This window comes from Thalassobaculum sp. (assembly GCF_040219215.1).
Lineage (GTDB): Bacteria > Pseudomonadota > Alphaproteobacteria > Thalassobaculales > Thalassobaculaceae > Thalassobaculum_A.
In genome coordinates this window covers 283,952-301,508 of sequence record NZ_JAVJSX010000008.1, presented here as the reverse complement: position 1 = coordinate 301,508, position 17,557 = coordinate 283,952, and the positions used below count along the sequence as shown (strand labels likewise).

At 67.5% G+C, this 17,557-nt stretch carries 18 protein-coding genes and 2 riboswitches; of the genes, 7 read left to right on the top strand and 11 right to left on the bottom strand.

Annotation, left to right across the window (positions count from 1 at the left end):
* Positions 1 to 6 precede the first annotated feature (6 nt).
* On the bottom strand, positions 7 to 951 hold the full coding sequence (ispH, locus tag RIC54_RS06795) for a 4-hydroxy-3-methylbut-2-enyl diphosphate reductase (protein WP_350085808.1): 945 nt from the start codon (positions 949 to 951) through the stop codon (positions 7 to 9).
* 99 nt (positions 952 to 1,050) lie between these two features.
* Here ispH and RIC54_RS06790 point away from each other — a divergent pair, with 99 nt between their 5' ends.
* Together RIC54_RS06790 and RIC54_RS06785 are read left to right on the top strand one after the other, a co-directional pair.
* Positions 1,051 to 1,290, top strand: coding sequence for a CDGSH iron-sulfur domain-containing protein (locus RIC54_RS06790; RefSeq protein ID WP_350085805.1), 240 nt, complete (start codon positions 1,051 to 1,053; stop codon positions 1,288 to 1,290).
* Between the two features lie 31 nt (positions 1,291 to 1,321).
* Positions 1,322 to 1,834 carry a hypothetical protein gene (locus tag RIC54_RS06785; RefSeq protein WP_350085802.1) on the top strand — a complete coding sequence of 171 codons (513 nt, stop codon included), beginning with the start codon at positions 1,322 to 1,324 and terminating at the stop codon, positions 1,832 to 1,834.
* A 51-nt stretch (positions 1,835 to 1,885) separates the two neighbouring features.
* On the opposite strand, the gene RIC54_RS06780 is transcribed toward RIC54_RS06785, so the two are convergent.
* Together RIC54_RS06780 and RIC54_RS06775 are read right to left on the bottom strand one after the other, a co-directional pair.
* A complete protein-coding gene (locus tag RIC54_RS06780) occupies positions 1,886 to 2,770 on the bottom strand; it encodes an alpha/beta fold hydrolase (RefSeq protein ID WP_350085799.1) in 885 nt (294 codons plus the stop codon).
* The gene (locus RIC54_RS06775; RefSeq protein WP_350085796.1) at positions 2,767 to 3,714 is read right to left on the bottom strand and encodes a homocysteine S-methyltransferase family protein; all 948 of its coding nucleotides are present in this window, start codon (positions 3,712 to 3,714) and stop codon (positions 2,767 to 2,769) included. The genes RIC54_RS06780 and RIC54_RS06775 overlap by 4 nt, the downstream gene beginning before the upstream one ends.
* Before the next feature lie 191 nt (positions 3,715 to 3,905).
* Here RIC54_RS06775 and RIC54_RS06770 point away from each other — a divergent pair, with 191 nt between their 5' ends.
* From RIC54_RS06770 to gcvP, 4 genes are all read left to right on the top strand, one after another.
* A complete protein-coding gene (locus RIC54_RS06770) occupies positions 3,906 to 4,871 on the top strand; it encodes an AraC family transcriptional regulator (protein ID WP_350085793.1) in 966 nt (321 codons plus the stop codon).
* 79 nt (positions 4,872 to 4,950) lie between these two features.
* Positions 4,951 to 5,062: riboswitch (glycine riboswitch) on the top strand.
* Positions 5,063 to 5,176: riboswitch (glycine riboswitch) on the top strand.
* 41 nt (positions 5,177 to 5,217) lie between these two features.
* Positions 5,218 to 6,321 carry a glycine cleavage system aminomethyltransferase GcvT gene (gene gcvT, locus RIC54_RS06765; RefSeq protein ID WP_350085790.1) on the top strand — a complete coding sequence of 368 codons (1,104 nt, stop codon included), beginning with the start codon at positions 5,218 to 5,220 and terminating at the stop codon, positions 6,319 to 6,321.
* A 28-nt stretch (positions 6,322 to 6,349) separates the two neighbouring features.
* The gene (gene gcvH / locus RIC54_RS06760) at positions 6,350 to 6,718 is read left to right on the top strand and encodes a glycine cleavage system protein GcvH (protein ID WP_350085787.1); all 369 of its coding nucleotides are present in this window, start codon (positions 6,350 to 6,352) and stop codon (positions 6,716 to 6,718) included.
* Between the two features lie 109 nt (positions 6,719 to 6,827).
* Positions 6,828 to 9,707, top strand: a complete 2,880-nt coding sequence (gene gcvP, locus RIC54_RS06755; RefSeq protein WP_350150885.1) for an aminomethyl-transferring glycine dehydrogenase — start codon at positions 6,828 to 6,830, stop codon at positions 9,705 to 9,707.
* A gap of 168 nt (positions 9,708 to 9,875) precedes the next feature.
* On the opposite strand, the gene RIC54_RS06750 is transcribed toward gcvP, so the two are convergent.
* From RIC54_RS06750 to RIC54_RS06730, 5 genes are read right to left on the bottom strand one after another with little or no spacing between them, the layout of a single operon-like run.
* Positions 9,876 to 10,913: a C45 family autoproteolytic acyltransferase/hydrolase gene (locus tag RIC54_RS06750; RefSeq protein ID WP_350085781.1), complete on the bottom strand. Its 1,038-nt coding sequence runs from the start codon at positions 10,911 to 10,913 to the stop codon at positions 9,876 to 9,878.
* Positions 10,914 to 10,924: 11 nt separating this feature from the next.
* Positions 10,925 to 11,584, bottom strand: coding sequence for a c-type cytochrome (locus tag RIC54_RS06745; protein ID WP_350085778.1), 660 nt, complete (start codon positions 11,582 to 11,584; stop codon positions 10,925 to 10,927).
* A 27-nt stretch (positions 11,585 to 11,611) separates the two neighbouring features.
* Positions 11,612 to 12,301, bottom strand: a complete 690-nt coding sequence (locus RIC54_RS06740) for an RraA family protein (RefSeq protein ID WP_350150883.1) — start codon at positions 12,299 to 12,301, stop codon at positions 11,612 to 11,614.
* Positions 12,302 to 12,303: 2 nt separating this feature from the next.
* Positions 12,304 to 13,179, bottom strand: a complete 876-nt coding sequence (locus tag RIC54_RS06735) for an alpha/beta hydrolase (RefSeq protein ID WP_350085772.1) — start codon at positions 13,177 to 13,179, stop codon at positions 12,304 to 12,306.
* A complete protein-coding gene (locus RIC54_RS06730) occupies positions 13,179 to 13,703 on the bottom strand; it encodes a PAS domain-containing protein (RefSeq protein ID WP_350085769.1) in 525 nt (174 codons plus the stop codon). The genes RIC54_RS06735 and RIC54_RS06730 overlap by 1 nt, the downstream gene beginning before the upstream one ends.
* Before the next feature lie 242 nt (positions 13,704 to 13,945).
* Between RIC54_RS06730 and RIC54_RS06725 the strand changes: the two genes are divergently transcribed.
* On the top strand, positions 13,946 to 14,710 hold the full coding sequence (locus RIC54_RS06725) for an SDR family NAD(P)-dependent oxidoreductase (RefSeq protein WP_350085766.1): 765 nt from the start codon (positions 13,946 to 13,948) through the stop codon (positions 14,708 to 14,710).
* Between the two features lie 646 nt (positions 14,711 to 15,356).
* Here the strand turns inward: RIC54_RS06725 and RIC54_RS06720 are convergent.
* The 3 genes from RIC54_RS06720 to ubiA all read right to left on the bottom strand — a co-directional run bounded on the left by RIC54_RS06720 (position 15,357) and on the right by ubiA (position 17,513).
* Complete coding sequence (locus RIC54_RS06720) at positions 15,357 to 15,842, bottom strand: cyclic nucleotide-binding domain-containing protein (protein ID WP_350085763.1); 486 nt, start codon at positions 15,840 to 15,842, stop codon at positions 15,357 to 15,359.
* A gap of 79 nt (positions 15,843 to 15,921) precedes the next feature.
* Positions 15,922 to 16,605 carry a class I SAM-dependent methyltransferase gene (locus tag RIC54_RS06715; RefSeq protein ID WP_350085760.1) on the bottom strand — a complete coding sequence of 228 codons (684 nt, stop codon included), beginning with the start codon at positions 16,603 to 16,605 and terminating at the stop codon, positions 15,922 to 15,924.
* Positions 16,602 to 17,513 carry a 4-hydroxybenzoate octaprenyltransferase gene (ubiA, locus tag RIC54_RS06710; RefSeq protein WP_350150880.1) on the bottom strand — a complete coding sequence of 304 codons (912 nt, stop codon included), beginning with the start codon at positions 17,511 to 17,513 and terminating at the stop codon, positions 16,602 to 16,604. Before ubiA ends, RIC54_RS06715 begins: the two co-directional genes overlap by 4 nt.
* Positions 17,514 to 17,557 lie beyond the last annotated feature (44 nt).

Sequence of the window (17,557 nt, the reverse complement as noted above, 5' to 3'; positions counted from 1 at the left end):
TCGGGGCTACGAGGCCAGCTCGCGGGGCAGTTTGAAACGGATATCCTCGCGGGCGACCGCGACCTCTTCGACCGTGACCTGGCGCAGCGCCCGGCAAGCGCTGACGACCTGCTCGACCAGCACCTCGGGTGCCGACGCGCCGGCGCTGATGCCGAGACGGGACACACCGCGCAGCCAGTTTGCGTCGATGTCGGCCGGACCGGAGATCAGCCGGGCGTCGACACAGCCGGCCGCCTTGGCCACCTCGACCAGACGCTTGGAATTGGAGGAGTTCGACGAGCCGATCACCACGAGCGCATTGACCTTGGGGGCGATCGCCTTGACCGCGTCCTGGCGGTTGGTGGTGGCGTAGCAGATGTCTTCCTTGTTCGGCGCCGCGACATCCGGGAAGCGGCGCTTCAGGATCTCCACGATGCGCGCGGTGTCATCGACCGACAGAGTGGTCTGGGTCGCAAACGCCAGCGGCATGCCGGGCACCGGCGGCTCGAATGCCTCCGCCTGCGCCTCGTCCTCGACCAGGCTCATCGCGCCCTCGGGCAGCTGGCCCATGGTGCCGATGACCTCGGGATGACCTTCGTGACCGATCAGGACGACATGACGACCCTGCTTGTGATAGCGCTCGGCCTCCAGGTGGACCTTGCTGACCAGCGGGCAGGTGGCGTCGACATAGATCATGTTGCGCCGCGCCGCGTCGGCGGGCACCGATTTCGGTACGCCATGGGCGCTGAACACTACCGGCCGGTCGACCGGGCATTCGTCCAGTTCCTCGACGAACACCGCGCCTTGGGCACGCAGGCTGTCGACGACGTGGCGGTTGTGGACGATCTCGTGACGGACGTACACCGGGCTGCCCCATTTCTCGAGCGCCTGCTCGACGATCTGGATGGCACGGTCGACGCCGGCGCAGAATCCACGCGGCGCGGCGAGAACGATGGTGAGCGGTTCGGTCATGGCGTCGCGGTTTTCTCGCGAATGGGAGGCCGCGTCAATTGCGCCGACCCGGGCGGCGGGCTATCGTCCGCGGCGTTTTCCTTGCCTTGGAGAGGGCCGATGGCCGAAGCGGTATGCGCACAGAAGTCACCCTACGCGATCGACGTCGAGGATGGGCGGGCTTACTTCTGGTGCGCCTGCGGCCGCAGCCAGAAGCAGCCGTTCTGCGACGGTTCGCACAGCGGAACGGGCATACAGCCGACGCGCTACAAGGCCGAGCGGGCGGAAACCGTGTATTTCTGCGGGTGCAAGTCCACCAAGAACGGCCCGCTGTGCGACGGCACCCACAACACGCTTTGACGAACGGATACCGATGACTGTGGCGACTGCGATGCGTCGATTGGTCCTGGCTGCCGTGCCTGCGACTCTCTTGCTGGCCGGCTGTTCGTCCAGCGAACCGCCACCGCCATGCCCGTCGGTCGGAACGCCGGCGCTGCTCGAGAACTTCACTCAGTTCGAACCGGGTGGCGGCCGCGACCTGACCCAGGTCCGCTTCTCGGGGCGGCTGTCGGGGTTCCAGTCGACCTGCGAGTACGACGAGAAGGGCGTGGACCTGGAACTCGCGCTGCAGATGATCGTGGAGCGCGGATCGGCCGATCGCGAGCGCAAGGCCGACATCCAGTACTTCGTCGCGGTCGAGGACGGCCCGGGCAACATCACGGCCAAGCAGGTGTTCGACGTGGCCATTCCGTTCGAGGGCAACAGCCGGCGCCTTGCCCGTGTCGAGGAAATTTCCCTGCGCGTTCCGGCTCCGGCCGGACATGGATTCAAGCAGACGCGAATCCTCGTCGGCTTCCAACTCACGCCTGAGCAGGTCGAGTACAACCGAAGCCTGAAGCCGTAGACGCCTCCCCGGGATCCGGCCGTTGGCGGCCGAATCCCGGTTCTGCATCGATCACGCCGCGCGTCGGGCTGCCTCTTGCACAAACACGGACACGTCCCGGGCGAACCGGACCGGTTCCTCCCAATGCACCCCGTGTCCTGCGCCTTCGTAGACCAGAAGCCGTGAACCCCGGATGCCGGCCAGCAGGGTTTCCTGGTCGGCGCGCGGGGCGAATGCGTCGCAGTCGCCCCAGACCAGCAGGGTCGGGCAGTCGATGTTCCCGAACTCTGCCGCCCGATCGTCCTGCAACATTCCCTGCAATGCAGCGCGCCAGACCCGCGCCGGGGTTTTCAGGCTCTCGTCGACCACCATGTCCAGGAACCCTCGGGGCACCGGCCGGGCGAGTGTTCCTTCCTGGAACTCCCGGACAAATGCCGGGCTCACGGGATCCGCCAGCCCGGACACGACATCGGTCCACAGCCCCTCGATGTCGGGATTGGCCCGAATCGCGGCAAACGTTCCGATCAGCACAAGGCCGGCCAGCCGATCCGGTCGGTCGACCGCCAACCGGCGAGCGATCATGCTGCCCATGGAATGACCCGCCACGACGGCGGTATCGATCCCGAGCGCATCCAACAGTTCGACCACATCACCGGCAAAGTCGCCCACCGAGTAGCCGGCATCCGGACGCCCGGCATCGCCGTGTCCTCGCAGGGTCGGAACAATCGCCCTGATCGATTCCGGCAGATGGGGCAGCACGCCTTCGAACGATCGTCCCGAATCGGTATAGCCGTGCAGCAGCACCAGCGGATGGCCGCTGGGGTCGCCGCATTCCCGGTACGGCAGACGGACGCCGCCGGATACGGTTACATCGCCGTGTCGGATCCCCTTGAGCCCTGGAGCCCGGGCGGGCGTCGGGTCGTTGGCGGCTGTGGGCGTCCGGATCTGCATTGTCATGCAGCCTTTCGGAAATGGCCGACGACCTGTTCGATGTGCCGGTGGTCCGTGCCGCAGCAGCCGCCGAGGATGTTGACGTGGCTGTGGCGCGCCCGCAGGTCGCGATAGAGGGTGCCGAACTCGACTGGATCGCCCGCGTCAAGCTCGGTCGCGCGGTCGAGTTCGGCATGGCTGCACCGCGAGGCGTTCGCCCGAACACCCTGAACCCTTGCGACCCATGCCTCGCCGGCCGGCAACTGATCGACGAAGTGCGTCGGGTGGGCGCAGTTGATCATGTAGTAGGCCGGAGCCGCACCGGTCGCTTCGTCGACGGCCGAGATGGCGTCCTGCAGACGCTGGCCGGTTGGCAATCGGCCGTCGGTTTCAACGGTGAACGAGATCGCCACCGGCATTCCCGCATTCGTTGCCGCCAGGGTCACGCCGATTGCTTCGGGAACGTTGGTCATGGTGATCGCCGTCACCATGTCGGCCCCGGCGTGCGCGAACACGTCAATCTGTCGGCCGTGGTAAGCGTGTGCCTCGGCTACGGTCATGATCGTTCCGGCGTCGTACCCGTCGCCACGCGGACCGACACAGCCGCTGACGACCATCGGCGATGCTTCGGTGGCCAGCTCGGCGCGCAGGCCGTGCAGCAGGTCGATGGCCGTCCGGTTGGCCTCATCGAGTGTCGCCGCAGACATCCCGATCCGGTCCGCCCAGTCCAGGCTGGCGCGCCAGGTTGCGCTCTCCAGGATAAACCCGGTGCCGTGGGCCACGGCGATCGCCGCGTGCCGACGGTAATAACGCCGCAGCGTCTCGCGGCCGGTTTCGTCCTGCAGCAACCGGAATGCCGCGAAGTAGGGAAGGTCGAGACCTTCCTGATAGATCAGCGTTGTCTCAATGCCGCCATCGGTCAGGAAAAGTCGACCGGCACGTTGGGGAAGATTTTCACGGTGCTTCTTCACAGGTCAGCCCTATCAATGGGAGCGACGGAACTCCACGGCCGGCGGCGCGCAACGCTTGCGCCCACCGGATCGCGGCTTCCGGCTGCTCTGGTTTCGATGTGGTGATAACCTATGGGCGAACGGCCACTTCGGAGAATGACCGGAACGCCGGGTATCTTGCCCGATACGCCGGATTTACTGAAAGATCGCTGATGGACGCGTTGCTGGACGTGCTACGGACCATCCGGTTGAGCGGCGGGCTGTTCCTCGAAGCCGATTTCTCGGCGCCGTGGTGTGTGCTTTCAGAAGTTGTGCCCGACGACTTCCCCCGCGATATCGCGCCCCCCGCCCATGTGGTCGCTTATCATTATGTCGTCGAGGGCCGGCTGATGTTATCGGTCGACGGCGAGCCGAAGAAGCTGGTCGATGCCGGTTCCATTATCGTGTTTCCGAGAAACGCGCGCCATCGGCTCGGTAGCGGCTCGGATGGCATTGCCGTTCCGATGGACGACCTGATTCAATCAGGCGACGCTGGGGGCTTGGCTCGCATCGATTTCGGCGGAGGCGGTCAGGCAACCAGGATCCTGTGCGGTTACCTCGGCAGCGACACGCCGGGTCACCCGATCTTTGCAGCGCTGCCCAAGGTCATGACGCTGGACGTTTCCGACGGAGCGTCCGGAAACTGGATCGAGTCGTCGATCCGGTACGCGGCGACAGAGCTTGAGACCAGGCGCACCGGCTCGATCTCGATTCTCAGCAAGCTGGCCGAGCTGCTGTTTGTCGAGGCGGTGCGTCGCTACGCGGACAGCATGCCGTGCGGTCAAAGCGGCTGGCTGTCGGGGCTGCGCGATCCCAGCATCGGGCGGGCCCTGGCACTGGTGCATGGCCAGACGGCCCGGCGCTGGACCGCGGTCGAACTGGCGCGAGAGGCCGGGTTGTCGCGATCCGCCTTCACCGACCGGTTCATCGCCTTGATAGGCGTACCGCCAATCCGATACCTCGCGCAGTGGAGACTTCAGAATGCCGCAGCGCAGCTGCGTGACACGACCGATACGATCGCCAAGATCGCCTACGAGAGCGGCTACGAGTCGGAAGCGGCGTTCAGCCGGGCGTTCAAGCGGGCGTTCGGCTCCCCACCGGCAACCTGGCGCCGGCAAGCGCTCGGAACCGCGGCCTGACCCCGAACCGCCGCACCCTGCATCATGCGTGCAGGCTTGAAACCTTCGCGTGCCACGCTATTCTGGCTGCCTCATACCCACGAACCTCGGGGGAGAGAACGACGGGCCGGCGGCGCAATCCGACGGTCGCAGTCGACGCCGAAGGAGCAACCGCCCCGGAAACTCTCAGGCAAACGTACTCCGAGGTGAGGTAACTCTGGAGAGCAGGCGCCGGATCGCGTTGGTCCGAGCGTCTCACCGACGGGGAACGCCGGGCCGTCTACCGCCCGGCTAATCTCTCAGGTCTTTCGGACAGAGGGGGCACGCACGGCACTTCCGCCGTCGCGTAGCCGTCGCCGGAGGACTGATGACCGATTCGCCGAGTTTGAAGACCACACCGCTCACGGCCCTGCATGAGTCGCTCGGCGGCAAGATGGTGCCGTTCGCCGGCTACCTGATGCCGGTGCAGTTCCCGCTGGGCGTGCTGGGCGAGCATCGCCACACCCGCGCCAAAGCCGGGTTGTTCGACGTTTCCCACATGGGCCAGCTGCGGATCGACGGCAGCGATGCCGCCACCCGGTTGGAATCCCTGGTGCCGGGTGACATCGTCGGACTTGGCATCGGCCGTATGCGCTACACCCAGTTCACCAACGCCGACGGCGGCATCCTGGACGATCTCATGGTCACCAACGCCGGCGATCATCTGTTCGTCGTGGTGAACGCCGCCTGCAAGGAAGCCGACACCGCACTCCTTAAGGACGGCCTCGGCACGGCGGTCGTCGAACTGCCGGATCGCGCCTTGCTGGCTCTGCAGGGACCGGCCGCCGAAGGCGTGCTGAAGACCCTAGCTCCGGCGACGGCCGAAATGACCTTCATGACCTATGCCGCGGTGGACGTGGACGGCATTCCCTGCTTCGTCACCCGGTCCGGTTACACCGGCGAGGACGGATACGAGATCTCGGTGCCGGCCGATCGTGCCGCTGCGCTGGCCGAACGGCTGCTGGCCCATCCGGACGTGGAGCCGATCGGCCTGGGAGCCCGCGATTCGCTGCGCCTGGAAGCCGGGCTGTGCCTGTACGGCCATGACATCGACACCACCACCAGCCCGATCGAGGCCGCCCTGACCTGGAGCATCGGCAAGCGCCGTCGCGAAGAAGGCGGTTTTCCCGGTGCCGCTCGGATCCAGGCCGAACTCGCCGACGGCCCAGCGCGCCGACGGGTGGGGATCAAGCCGGAAGGCCGGGCCCCGGCGCGCGAGGGCACCGAGATCACCGCTGCCGACGGACGAGCGATCGGCCGGGTGACCAGCGGCGGCTTCGGGCCAAGCGTCGATGGCCCGGTTGCGATGGGCTATGTCGAAACCGCCTTCGCCAAGGATGGCACCGACGTGCAACTGGTCGTCCGCGGCAAGCCGATGCCGGCACGGGTGGCACGCCTGCCGTTCGTGGCACCGGGCTACAAACGGGGCTGAACAAACCGAGTAACCGCAGGAGGGTGCGATGACCGTGAAGTACACCGAGGATCACGAGTGGGTCCGCATTGAGGGTGGGGTTGGAACCGTCGGGATCACCGACCACGCCCAGGAACAGCTTGGCGACGTGGTGTTCGTGGAGTTGCCCGACACCGGCCAGACCGTCGCCAAGGGCGATGCGTCGGGCGTGGTCGAATCGGTCAAGGCGGCGAGCGAGATCTACGCCCCGGTGTCCGGCGAAATCGTCGAGGTCAACCAGACCCTGGTCGACACGCCAGGCACGGTCAATTCCGACCCGACCGGCGCCGGCTGGTTCTACAAGATCAAGTTCTCCGACCCGAGCGAGCTCGACGGCCTGATGGACGAGGCTGCGTACAAGGCGCACTCCGGCGGCTGACACACCGCAGCTAGGTCCGCACCACCCATCACTTTCGACCCAGTGGCCCAGCAGGCCGGACGCCCGTGATCCCGGCGTCCGGATTGGGCCGGCAGGAGGACAGGACAGCATGACCCGGCCGACCTTGAACGATCTGAGCGCCCGCGACGCGTTCGTGTACCGCCACATCGGGCCCAGCGCCGACGAGACCGCGGCAATGCTGGCGGCGCTCGGCTACGAGTCGCTGGAGGCGCTGACCGACGCCGCCGTGCCGAAGGGGATCCGGCGGGATCAGCCGATGGCGCTGGAAGCGCCGCAGGGCGAGGCCGAGACGCTGGCTGAGCTGGCCGACATGGCGGCCCAGAACAAGGTGGTCCAGTCGCTGATCGGCCAAGGCTACTACGGCACCGAGACGCCGGGGGTGATCCTGCGCAATGTGCTGGAGAACCCGGCCTGGTATACGGCCTACACACCCTACCAGCCGGAGATCAGCCAGGGCCGACTGGAGGCGCTGCTGAACTTCCAGACCATGGTCGCCGACCTTGCCGGCATGGACATCGCCAACGCCTCACTGCTGGACGAGGGAACGGCAGCGGCCGAAGCGATGATGCTGCTGCGCAAGCTCGCCAAGAACCCCGGGAAAGTATTCTTCGTGTCGATGCGCTGCCATCCGCAGACCATCGACGTGGTGAAGACACGTGCCACACCGATGGGCGTCGAGGTGATGGTCGGCGACGAGTTCGCTGGTTTGCCGGGCGACGCCTTCGGGTTCCTGCTGCAGTACCCGGCGTCGCGCGGTGGCGTGCACAACTACGCCGACATCGTCGAGCGGGCGCATGGCAACGGGGCGATGGTCGCGGTGGCGGCCGACCCGCTGGCGCTGACCCTGCTCACCCCGCCGGGCGAGTGGGGAGCCGACGTGGTGATCGGCACCACCCAGCGCTTCGGCGTGCCGCTCGGCTTCGGCGGGCCGCACGCCGCCTACATGGCGACCCGCGACGCCCACAAGCGCTCGATGCCCGGCCGCCTCGTCGGGGTGTCGGTGGACGCCGACGGCCGCCCGGCCTACCGGCTGGCGCTGCAGACCCGCGAGCAGCACATCCGCCGCGAGAAGGCGACCTCCAACATCTGCACCGCCCAGGTGCTGCTGGCGGTCATCGCGTCGATGTACGCGGTCTATCACGGCCCGGACGGCCTGGTCCGGATCGCGCGGCGGGTGCACCGCCTGACCGCGGTGCTGGCCGAGGGGTTGCGCCGCCTTGGCTACGACCTGGGCAGCGACGCTTTCTTCGACACGGTGCGGGTCGTGTCGACCGATTGGGCGGCCTCGCTCTGGGAAGCCGCCCGGGTCGAGGGTCTGAACATCCGCCTGCTCGACGACGGGGTGGCGGTGTCCCTGGACGAGACCTGCACCCGCGCCACCGTCGAGAAGCTTTGGACCTGTTTCCGGCAGGGCTCGGACGCCGAGTTCGACTTCGAATCGATCGAGGCGAGCGTCGACGACGCCATTCCCGCCGATCTGGCCCGCACGTCCGCGTTCCTGACCCACTCGGTATTCCATCAGTACCGCTCGGAGACCGAGATGCTGCGCTACCTGCGCCGCCTCTCCGACAAGGACATCGCGCTCGACCGGTCGATGATCCCGCTCGGCTCCTGCACCATGAAGCTGCACGCCACCGCCGAGATGATCCCGATCACCTGGCCGGAGTTCGCGAACATCCACCCGTTCGCCACCGCCGACCAGACCGCCGGATACCACCGCCTGACGGCCGATCTGGAGCGCATGCTGGCGGCCGCTACCGGCTATGCCGCGGTGTCGCTGCAGCCGAACTCCGGCGCCCAGGGCGAGTACGCCGGACTGCTGGTGATCCGCGCCTACCATCAGGCACGCGGCGAGGGTCATCGCGACGTCTGCCTGATCCCGTCCTCGGCCCACGGCACCAACCCTGCTTCGGCCGCAATGGCCGGCATGCGGGTCGTGGTGGTGGCTTGCGACGCCAAAGGCAACGTCGACGTCGACGACCTGAAGGCCAAAGCGACCCAGCACGCCGACAAGCTAGCCGCCCTGATGATCACCTACCCGTCGACCCACGGCGTGTTCGAGGAGCGGGTAAAGGAGATCTGCCGGATCGTCCACGACCACGGCGGGCAGGTCTACACCGACGGCGCCAACCTGAACGCGCTGGTCGGGCTGGTGTCGCTGCAGGAACTCGGCTCTGACGTCAGCCACATGAACCTGCACAAGACCTTCTGCATCCCGCACGGCGGCGGCGGTCCGGGCGTCGGCCCGATCGGGGTTGCCGAGCACCTGGTGCCCTACCTGCCCGGCCACACCGAGCTGGACAACCTGGACACCGCGATCGGCCCGGTATCGGCGGCTCCCTGGGGTTCCGCCGGCATCCTGCCGATCAGCTGGGCCTACATCCGGATGATGGGCGGGGAAGGTCTGACCCTGGCGACCCGCACCGCGATCCTCAACGCCAACTACATCGCCAAGCGGCTGTCAGGACACTACCCGGTGCTCTACACCGGCCCGAACGGGCTGGTGGCGCATGAGTGCATCGTCGACCTGCGCCCGATCAAGGAGGTCAGCGGCGTCACCGTCGACGATGTGGCCAAGCGGCTGATCGACTTCGGCTTCCACGCCCCGACGATGAGCTTCCCGGTCGCCGGCACGCTGATGATCGAGCCGACCGAAAGCGAAAGCCAGGCCGAGCTCGACCGGTTCTGCGACGCCATGATCGCGATCCGCGAGGAAATCCGGGCGATCGAACGTGGCGAGTACAAGGTCGAGGACTCGGCCCTCCGGCACGCCCCGCACACCGCCGACGATCTGCTGGGCGAAACTTGGGAGCGGCCGTACCCGCGCCGCGCCGGGGCGTTTCCGCAAGCCGGAATGGAAGCCTCCAAGTACTGGCCGCCGGTCTCGCGCATCGACAATGTCTACGGCGACCGCAACCTGGTCTGCTCCTGCCCGCCGATCGAGGCTTACCAGGACGCGGCCGAATAAAGCAGTGTAAGCCGCGATCCGGGCCCCTGCGCTGCAGGGCTTTGGGTCGCGGCCGCGGCTCCGTCACGATCGGACGATGGTCCACCCGACTTCGTCCGGTTCGATCAGGGAGGCGGCGCCGGACGGCACGATTGTGGCGTCGCTGAGCCGCGGCAGGGTGCGGCCTTGCTAGGTCAATCCGCTGTAGTCATGGGTGTACTCCACCGCGTCGAACCGCTGGAAACCCTGGCGCACGGTCCGGCCGGGCCAGATGTAGTCGACACAGCCCTCAACCGGCCAATAAATGGCCGTGTAGACTGTCGGTGAAGCCAAGCCGCGCGAGTAGATCGGTGGAGACAGGAACCGGACGGTCAAGTCCCGCAGGGTCATCGTCGGGTCGCTCAGCGCGTCCCGCACAACACCCAACCGCTCGACCGTCCTGGACCGGTTCGCCAACTCGGGCCACACGACCGTTTCCTGGTGATTGGTCGTGGCGACATCTCGTGTCACCGCCGGTGCACGGTCGGGGCCAAGATAGACCGTCGCATGGTCGCCCGATCGGTCGAGCATCATGACGTTATGCGACAGGGCAATCGGGATCCGGCAGAGTGCTGTAACCGCCTGTTCCACCCGGGTGCATGTTTCGAGCAGGTAGCGCGTGATCAGGATGACCGCAAAACCGAGGCCCTGCACCGGTGTACCGCCAAAGGTCGAGGTGACGACCAGCCCGTCTTCATTGATCCCGTCATGGAGCCCGCCCCATGGCCGCTGTGCCTTGCCGATGACGCGGCGATCCGACCAATTCGTCATCTCAAACCGATCGGACACCATGTCGAGCGGAAAGTCCTGCTGCCGGACCAAAGCGGGGCCGCCCTCGCCATGCCAAACAACCAGCGTGCAGCCCGCCGCCTCCGGCGGCGGCCGATAGTGGCTCAGGATGCAGCGGTCAAGTTCGTCACTCCCGACCATCTCACAGACTCGGTCGTAATGCGGCAGCAACTCCGGCATGTACTGATCGAGAGCGGCTCGGCATTCGGTGCCAGTCGGCGGATCGCCACGGCCAACCCCCTTGTACCAGTCGAGCGCCGGTCCCTCTGCATCGGCGCGCGAAGAGCCTCGCCGGTCGCCGAGATACCAGCGGCGCGCGGCGGCGCGACCTGCGATGAACCGGGCGAGCCATTCCGATTCCGGACGTTCCTCGCGCACGAACACGAAGCGCTTGTGCATCGCAGCCGACCCTATTTCGCCCGTTCGCTTGCCGCTTGCTTCTGCTTCTCGTGGATCTCGGCCGGCCAGCGCGATTTGACGAAGGCCAGGACCGCCCACAGGTCGGCGTCGGAGAGCTGGCCCTCGAATCCCGGCATGTCGTTCTTGTAACTCGGCGGCGAGAACGGCTGACCCCCGAACTTGATGACGTCGAACAGGTCGCGGTCGCCGAGCCGCCAGATCGCGCCCGTGCCGTCCAGCGGCAGCGGCGGGCGGCCGCCATTCGGGTAGTCGCCGTCCCAGCCGGCCCGGCCCGTCAGGTCGGCGGCGTGGCAGAACGCGCAATGCTGGTCGTACAGGCTGTGGCCGAGCGCCACCTGGGCCGGATTGGTATGATTGGCCGCGGTCGCCGTCTCGTTGCTCCACTGCTCCCAGAAGATCGAGCCCATGGTGATCATCGTCCCGATGAAGATCGACACCACCAGGAAGCGCCCCTTGGGCCCCAACCGTCGGCCGAGCTTGCCCATCGGCGAACTCGAACGCCGGTCGATGGCATCGTCTTCCTGAACATCAACCAGACCACGCAGCTGCCGTTCCGGGTCGAGTGTGCGGCCCGGCGGACGCGGCACCTTCGGGTTCACGGCATTCATCCGGCTCAAGCGCCGGCGGCGGTCGAAACGGCGATCGGTCATGATGGCGCTGCGTCGTCCGGTATCCGGTTAGTCGATCTCACGCACCTTATCGGTTCCGAACACGGCGTCCAGCCACGTCGGGCGCACCATGCCGGCCTTCACCTGCGCCTCGGTCGCGGCTTCCGCCTCGCGGATCAGGGCGACCCTTTCCGCCACCTCGTCGATCCGGGCGTGTGGGACCACCACCACCCCGTCGCGATCGGCGACGATCAGGTCGCCTGAAGCCACCGGCACGCCGCCGCAGGTGACCGGCAGTCCGACGGATCCCGGCCCGAACCGCGCCGGCGAATTGGGAGTGACGCCGCCGTGCCAGACCGGAAGTCCGGCCGCCTCGACCCCATCCTGGTCGCGGATGGCGCCATCGGTCACCAACGCGACCGCGCCCGCATTGCGGAGCATCCCGGCCAGCAGATCACCGGTCAGCGCGGTCTCGCGGTAGCTGTCGGTCGCGCACACCACGATGTCACCGGGTTGCAGGACGTCGAGGCACCCCAGGAGCGCCAGATTGTCCGCTGGATAGGCGAACGCCGTCAGCGCCGGGCCGACCAACGCCGTTCCGGGACGAACCTGTGGCTTGATCGACCGGTCGAGGGCGCCTCGGCCGTCCATTGCATCGACGACCTGCGCGGTCGGCATCCCGCGGAACGCATCGATCTGCTTCGGGCTCGGTCGCGGGAAGTTGCGGCGGACGGTCAGCAGCGGCGGGTCATCAAGCATGATTATTCCTCGGACAAGAAAGACAACAGGGCGGCGGCACACTCCCGTGCCGCTTCCTCGGCGACGAAGTGACCGCAGTCGATCGGTAGCTCCCGCACATCCTCAGCCCATGACCGCCAAACGTCCAGGTGCCGGCGGCCGCGTTCCTTCAGGTAGCGGCGCGCCCAGATCAACAGCACCGGGCAGTCGATCTTCCGTCCAGCGTCGCGATCGGCCCGGTCGTGCTCGACGTCGAGGGAGGCGCCGGCACGGTAGTCTGCGCAGGCTGCCGCCACCACCGCCGGATCGGCGAACGCCCGGGCGTAGGCGGCGACGGCGGTCGGATCGAGCCGGTCGCGGTGGCCGGCCCAGCGGTCGATCAGGTGACGCACGTAGCCGGGCCCGTCCGCACCGATCAGATTCTCCGGCAACGGTGCGGGCTGCGCCAGCAGCAGCCAGTGGTACGAGCCCAGCGCCGCCTGCCAGTTCATCGCCTCCCAGACCTCCAGCGTCGGCAGGATGTCGATCGGCACGAAACGGGTCAGCCGGCCCGGGTGGTCGAGCGCCAGCCGGTAGCCGACGCGGGCGCCGCGATCATGACCGGCCAGCGCGAATCGACCGTGGCCCAGGGTGTCCATCAGGCCGACCATGAGCCGGGCGAGACTGCGTTTGGCAAAACGCTCGGCGGTTGGCTCCAGCCCCCGCGACGCGCCGTACCCCGGCAGGTCCGGCACGATCACGGTGAACCGCTCGGCCAGTGCCGGCGCCACCTTGTGCCAGGCGGCATGGGTCTGCGGAAAGCCGTGCAGCAGCAGGACCGGCGGACCGTCGCCGGCAATCCGGACGTGCAGATCGACAGCGTCGATCACCATCCGGCGTGTATCGAAGCCTTCGAACATCACCGGTTGACCAGGAACCAGACGCTGCCATCGCCGTCCGGTGATTTCGGCAAGTACACGAACATGCTCAGCACGAAGTCGATGGTGCGTCCGTCGGCGGCAAGCGGCAGGTGGACGCCTTCGAGCGGCGCGATGTCCAAGCCCTGGAACGTGCCCGGCCCCGCCGGGCGCAGGCACGGCAACCCGGTCTCGACCACCTGGACCCGAAGCGAATGGCTGAGCGAGGCCGCATGGCCGTCGAAGACCTCGTCCATGTACTTTCCCGTGAAGTCCTTGCCGAACGCATCGGCGATGATCGTGCCCAGAACCCGAACCTTGAAGCGGTATGGATCGCGCTCGACCTCCGTCAGGATGACGTTCTTCAGCAGCCGGGGAATGTTGATCGGATCGAAGTGCTGCCGGCCGGGCAGCGACGACTTCGGATGGATCTCCAGCCAGTTGCGCAAGACGTCACGGATGCCCTCGGTCTGGACCTCCGACAGAAGTTCGGTCGCGCGCTGAACGCTTGGATGATCCACCGTCATTCGATTTCCGTTGAGCGGTGAGAACGAACACCGGCCTAGTAACCTATACTGATCGGGCGACCGCAACCCGATTGTTCCCGACACACTTGAACGCTTCCGCCGACCGTCGCCAGGCGAGCGACCAGCCCAGCGCTTTCAGCAACGCAGGGTCCAGCCAACAGATCTACCGAACCCCTGTGCCGTCGGTTCTACTATGGCTCGATTCTGCGATGCGACGCCCGCCGCCGGAAAAGGAGAACCGAGTGATCGATGACCTGAGGGGCAAGGCTGTGCTGGTCACCGGCGCGTCCAGTGGACTGGGCGCTGCCGCCGCGGTGGCGTTTGGACGATGCGGCGCGATGGTGGCCGTGCACTACAACCGCTCCAAGGACGGGGCGGAGACCACGGCAGCCACTGTGCGAACGGCAGGCGGCGAAGCCGTCGTGCTGCAGGCCGACGTGCGCGATACCGAGGCCGTCGCCGGCCTCGTTGCCGCGACGGTCGAGGCGTTCGGCAGCATCGACGTGCTGGTCAACAATGCCGGTGACCTGCTGGGCCGTCACACCGTCGAGGATGTGACCGACGAGTTCGTGCTCGACGTGTTCAAGGTCAACGCCCTGTCGGTGGTCGCCGCCTGCCGGGCGGCCGTACCGGTCATGCGGGCGCGTCGCGAGGGGGCGATCATCAACCTGTCGTCGGTCGCCGCCCGCTCCGGCGGTTCATCGGGCACCATGTTCTACGCCGCCGCCAAGTCCTACGTGTCGTCGATCACCCGCTCGATGGCCAAGGAGTATGCCGCCGACGGCATCCGGGTGAACGGCGTCGCCCCCGGCGTGATCACCACCCCGATCCACGACCGCTTCACCCCGCCCGCCGTGCTTGGCCAGCTTGCCGCCGCCGTCCCGATGCAGCGGCTGGGCGTCGCCGACGACGTCGCCGGAACCATTCTCTACCTTGCCTCGCCGGCCCTGTCCGGCTACGTGACCGGCGAGATGGTCGAGGTCAATGGCGGGTTGTGGATGGGATGACGAAGGTGTCCACCAGCGCCGGCGGGAACGACACATTGCAGCGGGCGTTCGGCTATCCCTATCCCGCGCACTCCAACGACTTTCTGTTCGAAGACGGGCAGACGCGGCCGCTGACCGTCGATCATCCGCTCGACGGGCTGACCCCGGTGATCGCGGTCGGCTCCAACCGGGCTCCGGTCCAACTCGCCCGCAAGTTCGCCGGGATGAAGGTCTCCGTCCCGGTCACGCGGCTGCAGGCCCGCGACGTCGACGTGGTGCATTCGGCCCACATCGCAGGATACGGCTCTGTTCCGGCCACCCTCGCCGCATCGCCCGGCACGACGGTGGAGCTGTGGATCACCTGGCTGGACGCGGCGGCGCTGGCCCGGATGGACGAGACCGAGGCGGTGGGCGTGAACTACGACAGGCTGACGGTGTCGCTGGACTGGACCGAGTCCGGCCCGCGAGCCCCCGCCAGAGCCCTGATGTATGCCGGGCGCCGCGGCCTGCTGCGCCTGGACGATTCACTGGTCGCGTTGGCAGCGATCCCGGCGCAGGCACGTCGGTTTCCGGCGATGTCGCAGGAACAGCTGCTGCGGCGCCTGCACGCCGGTCACGGTTCAGATCGGTTCGAGGACTGGATTGGCGGGCTGATCGGGCCGGCGGGTCAGACCGGCCGCAACGCGCTGGCAGACGCGCTGGCCATCGTGGCCGACCGATCGCCGTGCCCTGGCATCGTCGAGGTCCCCACCCCAGCCGGCAGCGACAGTGCGCAGTCATCGCCGAGCTGACCGACCAGGGCATCGTTGGTGGCGCGCAAGCGGCGCAGGATCACCCGCATGATCGCAACCAGACCGGGTTCGGCGGCTGTCAGCAGGCGGTGAAACTCGCGCTCGTTGATCACCTGGACGACCGTCGGTTCGGCAGCCCGCGCTGTGGCGCTGCGCGGCGAGCCGTCGATCAGTCCCATCTCGCCGAACATGTCGCCCGTCTTGATGGTCGCAAGGCAGGTCGGGACGGCGCTCTCGGCGTTCTTCACGATGTCCACCGACCCGCGCTCGATCAGGAACGCGGCCCAGGACTGCTCGCCTTCGCGGAATATGAACTGGCCAGTCCGATAGACCCGCCGATCGAGCACCTTGGTGTTCTTCATCCCGTCCTCCCAACGACCCGAGTTCTTCAGGTGGTACTCAAGATACGTCCCGGGAACGGGAGTGGATCACCACGATAGATCAACGCTGCGTGAGCGGCAGCACCCGCCACACGACGGTACGCCGGATATCGCTGTCCTCCAGGTCGCGGGAGGTGGGAACCGAGTACTCCGCCAGATGCTCCAGGCCGTCGGTCGGACGGTAGGTGCGTCCGGGGTCGCCCATCAGGACCAGCGCCCCCGCGGCAGCGTGCCGGCGCAGCCACCCGGTCATGCGCTCGGCCATCGGCTTTTCGTAGCAGACGTCGCCGGCCAGAACGACGTCCCACAGGGCGGCACCGGTGTCGTCGATGGTCGGCTCGTCCAACATGTCGCGGCCGACCAGTTCCAGGCCTCGGCCCAGGGCGTTGGCATCCGCGTTCAACTGGATGGCGGCCAGCGCGAAGCCGTCGATCTCGTTGGCGACGACATGGGCCGCCGAAGCCCACAGGCAGGCGAGCGCCACGACCCCGCTGCCGGACGCCACGTCGAGCACCCGTTTGCCCGCGACCAGTTCCGGCCGGTCGATCAGGTGACGGGCCAGGGCCTGACCTCCGGCCCAGGCGAACGCCCAGTACGGTGGCGGCAGGCCGGCCTGCGCCAGTTCCTCCTCGGTCTTCTCCCACAGCGGCAGGGCGGCATCGGCGAGGTGCAGTCGGAGTTCCGGGACCAGCGAGGGCGACTTCAGGATGGTGTTGTTCTCGATGAAGGCGACCGGGTCGCTCACCAATGCAGCACGAAAGCCAGCGCAACGATGAGTCCGGCATCCCGGTTGGCCTTGAAGACGGCCAGGCAGCGTTGAGGATCATCGATGTCGACGGTGCGGATCTGCCAGGCGAAATGCCCGGCAACCGCCACCAACCCTGCGTAGCTCAACGGGCCCAGCCCCGCCGTCCAGGCCGCCACCCCCAGCAGCGCGACGGTAACGGCGTAGAAAGCGACCAGCGCCGGCTTGGTCCGCTCGCCCAATGCCAGGGCCGACGACCGTACACCGACGATCGCGTCGTCTTCCTTGTCCTGATGGGCGTAGATCGTGTCGTAGCCGAGCGTCCAGAAGAAGCCCGCGGCATAGGTGATCATCGCCGGAGGCTCCAGGGTGCCGGTCACCGCCGCGTAGCCGAGCAACGCCCCCCAGTTGAAGGTCAGGCCCAGCACCGCCTGCGGCCAGTCAGTCACCCGCTTGGCCAGCGGGTAGACGAACACGAGGACCAGCACCGCCACGCCGACCGCCCAGGAGAACCGGTTGAGCTGGAGCAGGATCGCCAAGCCGACAACCAACTGCGCGGCCAGGAACAGCAGGGCCTGCCGCGGTGTAATGGCGCCGCTGGCGATCGGCCGGGTCGCGGTGCGCGCCACCCGGCGGTCGAGGTCGCGGTCGAACAGGTCGTTCACGGTGCAGCCCGCCCCGCGCATCACCAGCGCGCCGACGCCGAACAGCGCGACCAGCCACAGCATCTCTGCGACCGGCAGTCGGTTCGCCTGCCATCCCAGGGCCAGCCCCCACAGGCAGGGCAGGTACAGCAGCCAGGTGCCGATCGGCCGGTCGAGCCGGGCCAGCCGAGCGTACGGCCGCCAGCCGTCCGGCAGCAGCCGGTCGACCCAATCTCCCTGGCGGATGTCGCTCGCGTCGGTCATGAGGGGGTTCTACGCTGATGCGGCGCAGGCGTCACGCACGCGCT

Bases quoted from the DNA above. Each gene is read 5' to 3' on its own strand.
- RIC54_RS06770 (WP_350085793.1), top strand. From the start codon at position 3,906: ATGGACGCGTTGCTGGACGTGCTACGGACCATCCGGTTGAGCGGCGGG.
- RIC54_RS06785 (WP_350085802.1), top strand. From the start codon at position 1,322: ATGCGTCGATTGGTCCTGGCTGCCGTGCCTGCGACTCTCTTGCTGGCC.
- RIC54_RS06735 (WP_350085772.1), bottom strand. From the start codon at position 13,179: ATGTTCGAAGGCTTCGATACACGCCGGATGGTGATCGACGCTGTCGAT.
- RIC54_RS06750 (WP_350085781.1), bottom strand. From the start codon at position 10,913: ATGCACAAGCGCTTCGTGTTCGTGCGCGAGGAACGTCCGGAATCGGAA.
- RIC54_RS06790 (WP_350085805.1), top strand. From the start codon at position 1,051: ATGGCCGAAGCGGTATGCGCACAGAAGTCACCCTACGCGATCGACGTC.
- ispH (WP_350085808.1), bottom strand. From the start codon at position 951: ATGACCGAACCGCTCACCATCGTTCTCGCCGCGCCGCGTGGATTCTGC.
- gcvH (WP_350085787.1), top strand. From the start codon at position 6,350: ATGACCGTGAAGTACACCGAGGATCACGAGTGGGTCCGCATTGAGGGT.
- RIC54_RS06745 (WP_350085778.1), bottom strand. From the start codon at position 11,584: ATGACCGATCGCCGTTTCGACCGCCGCCGGCGCTTGAGCCGGATGAAT.
- ubiA (WP_350150880.1), bottom strand. From the start codon at position 17,513: ATGACCGACGCGAGCGACATCCGCCAGGGAGATTGGGTCGACCGGCTG.
- RIC54_RS06740 (WP_350150883.1), bottom strand. From the start codon at position 12,301: ATGCTTGATGACCCGCCGCTGCTGACCGTCCGCCGCAACTTCCCGCGA.
- RIC54_RS06730 (WP_350085769.1), bottom strand. From the start codon at position 13,703: ATGACGGTGGATCATCCAAGCGTTCAGCGCGCGACCGAACTTCTGTCG.
- gcvP (WP_350150885.1), top strand. From the start codon at position 6,828: ATGACCCGGCCGACCTTGAACGATCTGAGCGCCCGCGACGCGTTCGTG.
- gcvT (WP_350085790.1), top strand. From the start codon at position 5,218: ATGACCGATTCGCCGAGTTTGAAGACCACACCGCTCACGGCCCTGCAT.
- RIC54_RS06720 (WP_350085763.1), bottom strand. From the start codon at position 15,842: ATGAAGAACACCAAGGTGCTCGATCGGCGGGTCTATCGGACTGGCCAG.
- RIC54_RS06780 (WP_350085799.1), bottom strand. From the start codon at position 2,770: ATGACAATGCAGATCCGGACGCCCACAGCCGCCAACGACCCGACGCCC.